Origin of the sequence: Aquirufa esocilacus (genome assembly GCF_042715595.1) — a bacterium.
Lineage (GTDB): Bacteria > Bacteroidota > Bacteroidia > Cytophagales > Spirosomataceae > Aquirufa > Aquirufa esocilacus.
The window spans coordinates 340,078-352,860 of record NZ_JBBKXX010000001.1 but is presented as its reverse complement, the minus strand read 5'-3'; the positions used below and the strand labels follow the sequence as shown (position 1 = coordinate 352,860).

Sequence of the window (12,783 nt, the reverse complement as noted above, 5' to 3'; positions counted from 1 at the left end):
GTCAGGGGCTTTTTTTATCCATTTATGCTTCCTCTCGAAACACATTTATAAACCAAGCTGCGGATAACAACACCACATTCTTGACAATGTATTGCCCTGTCAGGGTCAGCGAGAAAAAGGATTGCCAGGTATCTTCTACCAGAAATATTACCGGCAAAAAGGTCGTAAACAAATGTCCTAACATCACCCAGAAAGCGATTTTAGTCAAACGAGGAGACAACCACAACATTCCAATCGCACACTCCCCTATGCCTAAAATCAACAGGAACGTCTGAATGCCCATAAAAGGCTCCAACGTAATATTGAAAAGCTTCGTCACTAAACTTTCTGCTGGAGAAGTGCCTAACACTTTCAAGAATCCAAACCAAATATACACCACCGCAATCATCGCGCGGTTTAACCAAGCTGCCGTAACGAGGGCTTGCAGGCGTGTTTTGCTAATTGTTACCATGGTATAAAAATTAAAAACGATGTGTCACCGTCGCTGAAATGAAATAGTCTGCAAAGGCAGCATCCCCATGCTTATTATTCACCCAATCACTTGCACTTTTGATACGATTACGCTGAGTGGCGATCGGCAATGAAACGAAAAACGTATTCTTCGCTGTCGAATAACTGATTCCTGGTTCGATCGAGAAGATATAACCTGGACGGCGGAAACCATCAGAACCTCCGATTAAATCGTAAGCGGGAACACCTTCGATTCGAGCGCCCAGGGTAGCGCCGATACCTGCTTTGGGAGCCAAAGCATAATTCAACCCTACACGACCTGCATATTGATCTGCCACTGACATATAGCGAACCATTTCATCAGTCACCACTTTGTCTGGTGCCACATTCGCAGCATCATTCACATTCCTAGGATTCGACATATAGAATCCATTATAGTAAAGAGACGTCCGACTGAACAATTGCTGGTATCCTTGAATCTCCAAGTTAATTCCCACACCGCCATCGCCTAATTGAATCGACTGATCCACTGGCTTTTCAATCGTATAATCCGATCCATCACTAGCTCTTCTATGGAATTTATCCATCGCTTTTGAATCACCTGTAGGCAACTTCAAACCAAGACCCACAGAAAGGTTCCCTTTCATATGTTTCAACGGATCCAACAACCAGTAAGAAGCAGTCAGACGCGCATCTCCGATACCATTCGCCATGGTACCAAAACGCTTTTGAGCGGGATTTACATTCAATGCATTTCCATAGTGCTCATAAAGAGAGGTTCTGTAATTAAAGTTCAACGGTAAATTAACCGCTAACAAAAGACGATCTGTTACTGAATAGGTTACACCTAAATCGAAACTTTGGGAATCATTAATCACATTGGTACCTGCCGCTTCACGTGCTGGCTGGTAATCAGCCCCTACATAATGTTTATAAGAATGTAGACTTCTAAAGCCTAAAGAAACTTGCCATTGGCCTGGATGCATCATCGAAGTCGAGTTGGCACCCGTACCCACCGAACAGCTCATATGACGAACCGCTACACAACCTTGACCAAAAGAACTAAACGTAAATACTCCTACACATAGGAGTGCTAAAATAATATTTTTCATTTTGCTTAATTTTTAAAATAATACACGATGTCCCGGGACAGATTTGTCCTAGGCTAAAAAGGGGATCAAAGAAAAATTAAGCTTGCCGTGGCGGCGAGAAAAAATCAGACGAGAAGTCTTTGGTAGGTAAAACAGAGTGAATGGGCGCCTCCATCGAAACAGGCCATTCGATAATATAGAATACCCAGCCTGAAGACTGAGCACAATATTCTTTCACTAGGGTATTGATTAATTTAGATTTAGCTGGTGTAGAACCTGGCTCATCGGTCAGGTGTTCATTTACCTGCTCCGCCAAATCAAAGAAGTTTTCACGGGCATTTCGGTCCTTTACCATGACCGTTACTAATGTGTCATTTTCTACCCTACGCTCTTTCATTTCGTAGAATTCATCGCCTTGGCGAACAGAACCCTCTACTTCTTCTGAAGAAACCCAGTCTGTTTGATAGGGTAAATTGATAGGGATTTTAACGACTACCGTCTCTTCCGTTTCTGGATCAACGGCAACCGTATTGCCTTCTGATAAATACTGCAATGCAAAACCGCCTGCTTGGTAAAGCAGCACAGAGAATAGCATTATGGCAAGTATTTTTTTCATTCAAAAGCAAAAATAGGCTATTTTTCGATCACAGTGCCTAATTCTTGAGAAATATTTTTTTGAATTTCCTTCAACCGGATGAATTCAAGCAATACTTCATCCATTTCCGCTGCATCTGCTTTCAAAGAATCCAATTTGCTTAAGATTTCCTGCAAATGTTGGTCATTATACACCTTTCTAAGGCGCAATACATTTTTATAAGCTAAATCCTCTAACAACTCTTCATCCGTATTCACCCGAATCTCATGCTTGTCTTTCCATTCAGAAGACAATGCATGCTTTTCAGAGGAGATATTAATCGAAAAAGATTGAATCTCTTCGTCCGTGTGGTGCAGAAAGAAATCAGGTTTAGGCGCACGTTGAGCAGCAAATTCCTGTTTACAAAGGTCCAAAATACGAATAAATAAAGGCGTTTGGAAAACCGTACCTTCTAATTCATCGATCAAATAATGTACGACCGTTAAACCCGGAGCCTTTTCTGGATTGATTTCCAAATGCCCATAATTAATCAACAAACGAACACATTCTAATTCTTGGTAATAGGCTAAATTCTGAACTTGCGCCGGCTCGTCATCATCCGCAAAAGTGGGCTCAATCAATTGACGCACCTCTGCATATTGCTGTGCAGATATTTGCTGAGGATCTTGACTAGCACCCTTCATCTTTTTCAGCTGAATCTTATTCAATTCCGCTAATAGGACATCTTCATCCATCCGCATCATCGTCGCGGTCTTTTGAATGAAAAGACTGCGTTGAATGGCATCCGGAATTTTCGAAATGGATTGCACCATTTCCTTAATCATCTCGGCCTTCTTAAAAGGATCGTCGCCTGCTTCTTCTTTGAACAGATTCGCTTGGAACGAAATCACATCCTTGGCCTCTTTCTTGATGTAGTCAACAAATGCCTCAGAACCGATCTTGCGCACAAAGGAATCCGGGTCATTTCCCTCAGGAAAAACGACTAAATTCACCTGCAAACCTTCTTCTAAAATCAAATCCATCCCACGTAAAGCGGCCTTGATACCCGCAGAATCCCCATCGTAAAGAACGGTGACGTGCTGGGTGAAGCGACCTATTAACTTGATCTGCTCGATGGTCAAAGACGTACCCGAAGATGCTACTACGTTTTTAATTCCCGCTTGATGCAAAGAAATCACATCCGTGTAGCCCTCTACTAAATAGCAAACATCTTTTGCCCGGATCTCATTCTTCGCTTGTGAGATACCATATAAAGTGGCTGACTTGTGGTAGACTTCCGTTTCCGGAGAGTTCAGGTATTTCGCCTGATTCTTGGCGTCGTTGCGCAGAATACGCGCACCAAAAGCGATGATTTTACCCGACACATTGTGAATCGGGAATATGACGCGGTTACGGAAGCGATCGTAGACCTTTCCGTCGTCATTCTTTTGGGTGACTAAACCCGCTTTTTCAATAATTTCCTGAGAAAAACCCTGTTTGAGGGCAGCCTTTAAGAAAGCATCCCAGGCTTCTGGGCTGTAACCTAAATCGAATGATTGAAGCGTGGCATCCGAGAAACCGCGTTCCTTGAAATAAGGTAAGGCGATGGATTTCCCTTCGTCTGTATCGTATAATTGTTTCTTGAAAAATTCTTTCGCGTATTCGAGGATGATTAAAAGACTTTCGCGCTCGTTCTGACGAACCAGCTGGTCGTCGGTCATTTCCTCTTCTTGGATGTCTATGCCGTATTTTTTGGCCAAATGACGTAAGGCCTCTCCATAACCCAGGCCTTCCATATCCATAATGAAACGCACGGAATCACCGGCTTTACCACAACCAAAACATTTGTAGATTCCCTTTGCAGGGGAAATAGAAAAAGACGGCGTCTTCTCTCCGTGGAACGGACAGCAAGCCCAATAGTTTGCGCCTTTCTTCTTAATCGTCACATAATCCCCGATCACGTCTGCCACCGCAGCCGTTTGCTTTATTCGCTCGACGGTTTCGGGATCAATACGCATATTACAATAATAAACCGGCTAAAGTAGCTGATAAATAAGAGGCCAAAGTTCCGGCAATCAAGGCTTTAAAGCCTAATTTAGCTAAGTCTGAACGACGAGATGGAGCTAATTCTCCGATACCCCCGATTTGGATAGCTACCGATGAAAAGTTCGCAAAACCACACAAGGCAAAACTCGTGATGGCGATCGTCTTAGGATCCAACGTTGCTTTCAAATGCACCATATCTAAATAAGCGACGAATTCATTCACCACCATTTTCTTACCCATCAAGGCTCCTGCCACTTCGATATCCTGTGCTGGAACGCCCATCGCAAAAGCAAATACAGAGAATACTTTTCCTAAAATCGTGTTCATCGATAATTCTGGATAGTTAATCCAAGCACCAATATGTCCTAACCCTAAATCCACTAAAGCGATCAAAGCAATAAAACCGATCAACATCGCGATCACATTCATCCCCACTTTCAAACCCTCACTCGCACCTGCCGCGATGGCATCGACTAAATTCGCGTGAGTCTTAGACAATTCTAATTTAACTTCCCCTTCCGTCTCCGACTTCTCCGTTTCTGGGAACATGATTTTAGAAATCACAAGCGCACCCGGCGCAGCCATCAAACTTGCCGCTAATAAATACGCTGCTGGAACTCCCAAGGAGATATAAACGGCCATTACACCACCCGCGATGCAGGCAAATGAACCCGTCATCGAAGCCATCAGCTCCGAATTCGTCATGTTTTTTAAATAAGGCTTGATCATAATTTGAGCCTCTACCTGGCCTACAAACGTGGATGCCACATTTGAAAGCGCCTCTGCCCCACTCACACCCATTAACCAGTGAACGCCTTTCCCGATAAAGGAAACCACCCGCTGAAGAACGCCTAAATGGTAGAACATATTCACTAAAACAGACACAAAGATGATCGTAGGAACTACTTTAAAGAAGAAGATATAATCATTTCCGGGACCAAATGCCTTAATCATCAAGTCACGATTCACTAAAGAACCGAACACGAATTGTGCTCCTTTATCCGCTTGACCTAATAAGGTATTGATGGAATCACCTAACCATTGGAAGGGGTTTTGGCCTGTCTCTGTCTTTAAAATAAACACCGCTAACAACACTTGCATTAAAAGACCTACGCCTACCGTCCGGTAATTGATCGCTTTTCGGTTATTCGACATCAAAAATGATACGCCCAAAATCAATACGATACCGAGCAATCCTGTAAATCTTTCCATGTGTTGTTTATTGGTGTAATTCGCCTATTTTGATTCTAGTTTCGTATCTAGGCTAACTGTAAATTTATCAAAAGCTAGTTCGGCAACCAAATCCTCGTCTTTGATTTCGTAAAATTTCGTATGGATATCAAAAGGTACATCGCTTTCGATTTTCCAATAGGTCCCATCCTCCTGCATCTCATACGAATTTTTCGTATCCTGAAGATTCCAGTCTAAGATAGTAATAGCCAGATTCTTCGCGCGTGTATTCACTAATTCAAATAAGGATTCAATACGTCGGTCAAAGCTGCGCACCATCACATCCGCGCTTCCCCCATAGATTTTAGGATCGCCGGCATTATGGAAATAATACAAACGCGTATGCTCTAAATACTCCCCTACAATCGATTTAATAAAGATATTCTCAGACAAACCATTGCGTTGAGGACGAATACAGCAGATACCTCTCACGATTAAAAGCACTGGCAAACCTGCTTGCGAAGCCTTATACAGCGCTTCCATCGTCTTCAAATCCTGTAAAGAATTAATCTTCCAACAAACACCGGCTGGCTTACCCTCTAGGTGATTCTTCACTTCATTTTCAATCATCTCGATCAAGCGATTCCGCATATCACGCGGCGCCGTAATTAAATGCTCGTAATGGGTAGGCATTGAATGCCCCGTGATTACATTGAAGAACTCTGAAATATCTTGTGTAATACGCGTATCCGTCGTTAAAAGGCCAATATCGGTATATAATTTAGCCGTATCCTCGTTGTAATTTCCAGACGATAGATGGGCATAACTCACCACGTGGTTGCCCTCATTCCGAATCACTTGCAACAATTTCGTGTGCGTTTTCAATCCCGGAATACCATAAATCACGAAGCAACCCGCTTTCTGCAATTTCGTTGCTTCCTTAATATTATTCTCCTCATCAAAACGAGCCTTCACTTCAAACAAGACCGAAACGTGTTTTCCTTGTTCCGCCGCACGCAATAAGGCACTTGAAATTCGGGAGTTTTTAGAAATACGATACAGGGTGATCTTAATCGCTAAGACTTTAGGATCATCAGCTGCCTGCTCCAATAATTGAATAACTGGTTCGAAATTATTGTAGGGATGATGCAATAAAATATCCCCTCGTTTAATCGTATCAAATATGTCATCAATCACCACTGATTTCAGACCTAAAGCCGGTACCACAGCCGGATTTACAGCCATTTGCGTCTTAAATTCTGCGTGCTTTAGTATTTGCCAAAAAGACGTAAAATCCAGAATCGAATTCTTGACAAAAATATCCGAACGATCTAAATTCCAACGCTTCAACATCTCGGTTAACAAGAAATCCGAATGAAATTTCTCCACCTCCACACGCGTCACACGACCCAAACGACGGTCCTTGATCTTCTTCTTCACCTCATCCACAAAATCCGTATCTGAATCCTCGTGTTCCACTAAATCAAAATCTCCATTACGTGTGATGCGGAACAAAGTCGTCGATTCAATTTCCACATTGCGGTACAAAACTTGCAAATGGTGGCGTATAATCTCTTCAATCGGGATAAATAACACTTTATCTTCCCGTTCAATCACGTAGAAACGCTTCAAATTCAACGGAATCTGCACAAAAGAGATCTTTTGTTCCTTCTCGTTTCGCGTCTTTTTCTTGTCTGAAAGGCCTACCGTTACAACCCCAAATATTAAGGTCTTCGCTAGCAAACTCGGGAACGTGTGCGTATGATCGAACACCATCGGTGTTAACATTGGATAGATGGTCCGTTGGAAATAGGTCGCCACCTCTTCCTTTTCGTCTTCGTCTAAATCATCTAAACAAGCTAATAAAAGCCCATTTTCCGGAAATAACGGCAAAATTTCCTCCATGAAAAGACGGTGCTTTTCCTGGGTAAACTCCTGCGCATCGTTAATGATGGCCTGCTTAAAAGGCACCTCACGCAATCCACAATAATCCGTTCTTTCTTTCCCTAAATCGATGTAATTATACAAGGAGCCCATTCGGATGGTAAAAAACTCATCTAAATTAGAGGCCGTAATCGCCAAAAATTTCAAGCGATCAAAAAGTGACTTAGACGTATCACGCGCTTGGTCTAATACGCGCTCATCAAACTTCAACCACGACAAATCACGCGAGATGAATTTTGATTTCGCGATGGTATCGTTCGACTTTTGGGTCGATTTATCTACCTTCCGATTTTGCTCACGCGGAGCCATCAGATTAATCTTCCAATTCGTAGGCGTAAGTAATGACAAAAGATTCCCGGCAAGGGAATCTTTTGACTCATCGTGTTTCAGTATTTTATCTAATTCACTCATATTATTCTGTAGGAACTTGATTTTTGATGGCTTGGTAATCAGAACCCAAACGCCCCATTTCTGTGGCCAAGAATTTCTGAAGTTCTAAATTAAACAAGCGTTTGTCCTCCTCTGTTAAGGAATTGTAAAAGTCTTTCAATTCTTGATTGATCTTCTGCTTTTCCTCCAACGTCTCTGCGTGAATGCCACGCAAATGGTACGACTTAAAATCAAAATTCATTCTAAACGTCTACTTTAGCGTATTTAGCATTCTTCTCAATGAAGTCACGACGTGGCGCTACTTCATCTCCCATTAACATAGAGAACAATAAATCAGCTTCGATCGCAGATTCAACCGTCACTTGCTTCAAGGTACGAGACTCTGGATTCATCGTAGTTTCCCACAATTGCTCCGCGTTCATCTCTCCAAGACCCTTATACCGCTGTACGCCTACGTTGTCTTCTTTTCCACCACCTGCTAATTCTTGAATCGCTTGGGTACGTTGATCCTCTGTCCAAACGTAACGTACTTGTTGTCCCTTTTTCACTTGGTACAACGGTGGTTGTGCAATGTAAATACATCCACGATCCACTAGTTCACGCATATAACGGAAGAAGAACGTTAAAATCAAGGTACGAATGTGACTACCGTCAACGTCCGCATCGGTCATGATGATCACCTTGTGGTAACGTAATTTATCCATATTCAACGCACGCTCATCTCCATCTTTTCCGAAAGAAACGCCTAGCGCGGTAATCATATTCTTAATCTCTTCGTTTTCGTAGATACGGTATTCTTGTGCTTTCTCTACGTTCAAAATCTTACCACGTAAAGGCAAGATCGCTTGGAATGCACGGTTACGACCTTGTTTCGCCGTACCACCCGCTGAATCCCCTTCGACAAGGTAGATCTCACATGTTTCAGGATCTGAATCCGAGCAATCGGCTAATTTACCTGGTAACGAGTTCGAACCTAAAACCGTCTTACGTTGAACCATTTCACGCGCCTTACGAGCAGCGTGACGCGCTTGAGCAGCTAAGATTACTTTGGCAACAATTTGACGAGCTTCTTTCGGGTGCTCTTCTAACCAAGACTCTAACATATCAGACATCGCTGCAGAAACTGCACCAGACACCTCACCGTTACCTAATTTGGTTTTTGTTTGGCCCTCAAACTGAGGCTCCGCCACTTTCACCGAAATTACAGCTGTCAAACCCTCACGAAAGTCATCCCCCGCGATATCAATCTTCAATTTATCTAAGGCACCTGACTTATCTGCGTAGTTTTTCAAAGTACGTGTCAAAGCACCACGGAAACCCGCTACGTGCGTACCACCTTCAATCGTGTTGATGTTATTGACATACGAAACCACATTCTCCGTGTAAGAGGTATTGTAAACCATCGCCACTTGAACTGGAACCCCATTCTTATCACCTTCCATGTAGATAGGCTCAGAAAGTAATGGCTCACGCGTAGAATCCAAGAACATAACGAATTCGCGAAGACCTCCTTCAGAGAAGAATTCTTCCGTTTTCGCCACGCCATTCTCATCTAATTCACGCATATCTGTCAATTGAATACGGATACCCGCATTCAAGAAAGATAATTCACGTAAACGACCCGCAACTGTTTCATATTTGTATTCTGTAACCGTGAAAATCGTCTCATCTGGCTTAAATAATACCGATGTACCTGTACGATCTGTTGTCCCTACCTCTTTTACTGGGTATTGCGGAACCCCGATTTTATATTCTTGTTGGTAAATTTTACCATCACGGCTATAAACCGTTACTTTTAAATCTGTCGATAAGGCATTCACACAAGAAACCCCCACACCGTGCAAACCACCAGAAACTTTGTAGGTGTCTTTATCGAATTTACCACCGGCGTGAAGCACCGTCATTACTACCTCTAGAGCAGAACGCTTCTCTTTTGTGTGCATTCCCGTAGGGATACCACGACCGTTATCTTCTACTAAAATGGAATTGTCAGTATTGATCGTCACTTTGATCATATCGCAATGACCAGCTAATGCCTCATCAATTGAGTTATCAACTACCTCCCAAATCAAATGATGAAGACCTTTAAAACCGGTATCACCAATGTACATGGAAGGACGCTTACGAACCGCCTCTAAACCCTCTAATACTTGAATATTATCTGCACCATAATTTGCCCGATCCTGAGCTGATGTATCTTGTGCTTCTGACATAATGTAATTTAATGTGTGTTAAAACGAGCTTTTTAATCGCCCGAAAATAGTGTTGATTCTTAACCTTAAAAATAAAGTTTTTAACTGAATAATCCTAATGTTTGAAGTGACGAATTCCCGTCATGACCATAGCTAAATCATTCGCATCACAGTAATCAATCGAATCTTGATCCTTAATCGATCCACCCGGTTGCGTAACGGCCACAATACCCGCATTTCCAGCAATTTCAACGCAATCAGGGAACGGGAAGAACGCATCCGAAGCCATCACCGCACCGTTTAAGTCAAATCCAAATTCCTTTGCTTTATCGATTGCTTGCTTTAAGGCATCTACGCGAGAAGTTTGACCCACTCCTGAAGCCAATAACTGGCCATCATTCGCTAAAATGATCGTATTCGATTTCGTATGCTTACAAATCTTTAATGCAAACGCTAAAGCACGCTTTTGCTCATCTGTAGGAACACGTTTCGTCACCGTCTTGAAATCTTCTACGCCTTCCATCACTAAGTCCTTATCTTGCTCTAAAACACCATTTAACAAGGTCTTGAACATTACTTTAGGGAAAGCAACTTGGTTACGCTTCAATAAAATACGGTTTTTCTTCGTCTTTAAGATTTCCAAAGCCTCCTCCGTAAAGTCCGGCGCAATCAGAATCTCACAGAATAAAGGGTTGATCGATTCAGCTGCAGCTTTGTCCACGGTATTGTTTGTGGCTAAAACACCACCAAAAGCCGAAATAGGATCGCAAGAAAGTGCCTTATCGTAGGCCTCTTTAACAGTAGTTCCTGTCGCCACGCCACACGCATTCATGTGCTTAATGATCACGAAAGCCGTTTCTTTAAATTCGTCTAAAAGAGAAAGGCACGCATCTACGTCTACTAAGTTATTGTAAGACAATTCCTTACCGTGTAATTTATCAAATAAAGCCGCTAAATCTCCGTAGAATTTACCTTGTTGGTGAGGATTCTCTCCGTAACGCAAGCCGTGTGCTGGCAAGGTCGTGTAGTTAGCTAAATCCGCTGTTTGGCCTGCAAAATAACGTTGAATCGCTCCATCGTAATGAGATGAAACCTGGAAAGCCTTTCCAGCAAAACTTCTACGTTCTTCTAACGTAGTCGAAGTAGAGCCGTGTGCTGCAAAAATCGCCGCTACCTCCGCGTATTGATCACGAGAAGAAACGATTAATACATCGTTAAAGTTCTTCGCTCCACCGCGGATTAAAGAAATACCACCAATGTCTATTTTCTCAATAATATCCTCATCAGAAGCTCCAGATGCTACTGTTTCCTCGAATGGATACAAATCAACCATCACTAAATCTAAGGCAGGAATGTCGTATTGTTTGGCAACCTCCACATCAGACGCTAAATCACGACGGTGTAAAATTCCACCAAAAACCTTCGGGTGTAACGTCTTCACGCGACCGCCAAAGATCGACGGATAACCCGTTAAATCTTCTACTGCAATCACTGGAATACCTAATTCTTCGATGAAAGACTGCGTCCCTCCCGTAGAATAAAGTGTCACTCCGTTTTTATGAAGTTCTTGAATGATGGGCGCTAAACCGTCCTTGTAATAAACCGAAATTAAGGCTGATTGAATTTTCTTAACTGACATGGGGCTTGATAAAAAATGAAGCCTCAAAGGTACGAAATTCAGCCCAAAAAGCCGTCTATTTTTTAGCCATTTTTTGGTAGCGCAACAAGCCCTCTAAATAATAGTAATCCGCATAGATTAAGGGCACATCAATCTCCGAATTCAGCGATTTCGCTCCCACGCAATGCTTGATCAAGAAGTGATTATTTTCTCCCAAAGCCGCACGGTACGCTGGAGACGAAAGCGATTCCAACATCTTCACCGCATCTGCTTTATAGCGCTTGCCTTTTTCTCCTGAATAGGTACTCAATTCGAGCAAGGCAGACGCCGCAATCGCTCCCGCAGAAGCATCTCGTTCTTCCGTAGGAATATTAGGCGCATAGAAATCCCAATAAGGAATTTTATCTGCCGGCATATTCGGGTGATTTAAGTAGAAATCAGAGATTTTTTGGGCGAAGTCAAGGTATTTTTTGTCCTTCGTGTTGCGGTACATTTCTACGTAGCCGTACATTGCCCAGGCGTGTCCACGCGTCCAAGTAGACTCGTCTTGGTAGCCTTGGTGTTGTTTTTTGGCCAAAACCTTTCCGTCCACATCATAGCAAATCACGTGATAGCTCGAATAATCCGGTCTAAAGTGGTTCTTCATGGTATTATCCGCGTGAATAATCGCGATCTCCTTAAAACGCGGATCCCCCGTCTCACGCGATGCCCAGAACAACAATTCCAAGTTCATCATATTATCGATGATCACCGGATATTGATAGCCTCCTTTGAAACCATTCCAAGACTTAATTAAACCAATTTTGGGATCGAAACGAGTCGCTAGAGATTTGGCAGACTGAATCAATACCTTCTTGTATTCCGGATCTTTTGTTAAACGCAAACCGTTCCCGAAAGAATCATACATCATGAATCCCAAATCGTGGGTCCCCGTATTGAATTGCTCTTTCTTCACCGCCGCCGTCCATAAACGAGCTGCTGCTTCCCATTTCGGGTCTTTTGTCTTTTCATACAAGAACCAAAGTCCACCTGGGAAGAAACCTGAACACCACCACTTGGGTGGCATATTTCTGTACATCCCATCTTGTTTAGCTGAGTGCACCGTCGTGCTCGTATCTGGCTGTGCCGCTAGCATCAATTGGTATTGCTGACCAGCTAAAGCGATTTGTTTATCTACATCTATTTTCTGCGCGAAAAGGGAGGTGGAGATTAATGCGAATAATAGAGTTAATTTTTTCATAGGTTTATTATTTTAAAGAATAGAGCACTCTTTTAAAGAATAGAGCATAAAGCATAAAGAATAAAGTT

10 protein-coding genes are annotated in these 12,783 nt (G+C 42.7%); all 10 read right to left on the bottom strand.

The window, feature by feature from the left end:
* Nucleotides 1-22 precede the first annotated feature (22 nt).
* On the bottom strand, nucleotides 23-451 hold the full coding sequence (locus SKC37_RS01465) for a hypothetical protein (protein ID WP_377979763.1): 429 nt from the start codon (nucleotides 449-451) through the stop codon (nucleotides 23-25).
* 10 nt (nucleotides 452-461) lie between these two features.
* Nucleotides 462-1,562, bottom strand: a complete 1,101-nt coding sequence (locus SKC37_RS01460; protein WP_377979762.1) for a hypothetical protein — start codon at nucleotides 1,560-1,562, stop codon at nucleotides 462-464.
* Between the two features lie 76 nt (nucleotides 1,563-1,638).
* Entirely contained in the window at nucleotides 1,639-2,157 is a 519-nt protein-coding gene (locus SKC37_RS01455; protein WP_377979761.1) for a hypothetical protein, read from the bottom strand.
* Between the two features lie 17 nt (nucleotides 2,158-2,174).
* Complete coding sequence (gene dnaG, locus SKC37_RS01450; RefSeq protein ID WP_377979760.1) at nucleotides 2,175-4,133, bottom strand: DNA primase; 1,959 nt, start codon at nucleotides 4,131-4,133, stop codon at nucleotides 2,175-2,177.
* 1 nt (nucleotide 4,134) lies between these two features.
* Entirely contained in the window at nucleotides 4,135-5,373 is a 1,239-nt protein-coding gene (locus tag SKC37_RS01445) for a NupC/NupG family nucleoside CNT transporter (RefSeq protein WP_377979759.1), read from the bottom strand.
* 24 nt (nucleotides 5,374-5,397) lie between these two features.
* The gene (gene ppk1 / locus SKC37_RS01440) at nucleotides 5,398-7,686 is read right to left on the bottom strand and encodes a polyphosphate kinase 1 (RefSeq protein ID WP_377979758.1); all 2,289 of its coding nucleotides are present in this window, start codon (nucleotides 7,684-7,686) and stop codon (nucleotides 5,398-5,400) included.
* Between the two features lies 1 nt (nucleotide 7,687).
* On the bottom strand, nucleotides 7,688-7,906 hold the full coding sequence (locus SKC37_RS01435; RefSeq protein ID WP_130896131.1) for a hypothetical protein: 219 nt from the start codon (nucleotides 7,904-7,906) through the stop codon (nucleotides 7,688-7,690).
* 1 nt (nucleotide 7,907) lies between these two features.
* Nucleotides 7,908-9,878, bottom strand: coding sequence for a DNA topoisomerase (ATP-hydrolyzing) subunit B (gene gyrB, locus SKC37_RS01430; RefSeq protein ID WP_377977722.1), 1,971 nt, complete (start codon nucleotides 9,876-9,878; stop codon nucleotides 7,908-7,910).
* Nucleotides 9,879-9,972: 94 nt separating this feature from the next.
* The gene (gene purH / locus SKC37_RS01425; RefSeq protein ID WP_377979757.1) at nucleotides 9,973-11,496 is read right to left on the bottom strand and encodes a bifunctional phosphoribosylaminoimidazolecarboxamide formyltransferase/IMP cyclohydrolase; all 1,524 of its coding nucleotides are present in this window, start codon (nucleotides 11,494-11,496) and stop codon (nucleotides 9,973-9,975) included.
* Nucleotides 11,497-11,551: 55 nt separating this feature from the next.
* Complete coding sequence (locus SKC37_RS01420; RefSeq protein WP_377979756.1) at nucleotides 11,552-12,715, bottom strand: glycoside hydrolase family 88 protein; 1,164 nt, start codon at nucleotides 12,713-12,715, stop codon at nucleotides 11,552-11,554.
* Between the last annotated feature and the right edge of the window lie 68 nt (nucleotides 12,716-12,783).

Bases quoted from the DNA above. Each gene is read 5' to 3' on its own strand.
- SKC37_RS01465 (WP_377979763.1), bottom strand. From the start codon at position 451: ATGGTAACAATTAGCAAAACACGCCTGCAAGCCCTCGTTACGGCAGCT.
- SKC37_RS01460 (WP_377979762.1), bottom strand. From the start codon at position 1,562: ATGAAAAATATTATTTTAGCACTCCTATGTGTAGGAGTATTTACGTTT.
- SKC37_RS01455 (WP_377979761.1), bottom strand. From the start codon at position 2,157: ATGAAAAAAATACTTGCCATAATGCTATTCTCTGTGCTGCTTTACCAA.
- dnaG (WP_377979760.1), bottom strand. From the start codon at position 4,133: ATGCGTATTGATCCCGAAACCGTCGAGCGAATAAAGCAAACGGCTGCG.
- SKC37_RS01445 (WP_377979759.1), bottom strand. From the start codon at position 5,373: ATGGAAAGATTTACAGGATTGCTCGGTATCGTATTGATTTTGGGCGTA.
- ppk1 (WP_377979758.1), bottom strand. From the start codon at position 7,686: ATGAGTGAATTAGATAAAATACTGAAACACGATGAGTCAAAAGATTCC.
- SKC37_RS01435 (WP_130896131.1), bottom strand. From the start codon at position 7,906: ATGAATTTTGATTTTAAGTCGTACCATTTGCGTGGCATTCACGCAGAG.
- gyrB (WP_377977722.1), bottom strand. From the start codon at position 9,878: ATGTCAGAAGCACAAGATACATCAGCTCAGGATCGGGCAAATTATGGT.
- purH (WP_377979757.1), bottom strand. From the start codon at position 11,496: ATGTCAGTTAAGAAAATTCAATCAGCCTTAATTTCGGTTTATTACAAG.
- SKC37_RS01420 (WP_377979756.1), bottom strand. From the start codon at position 12,715: ATGAAAAAATTAACTCTATTATTCGCATTAATCTCCACCTCCCTTTTC.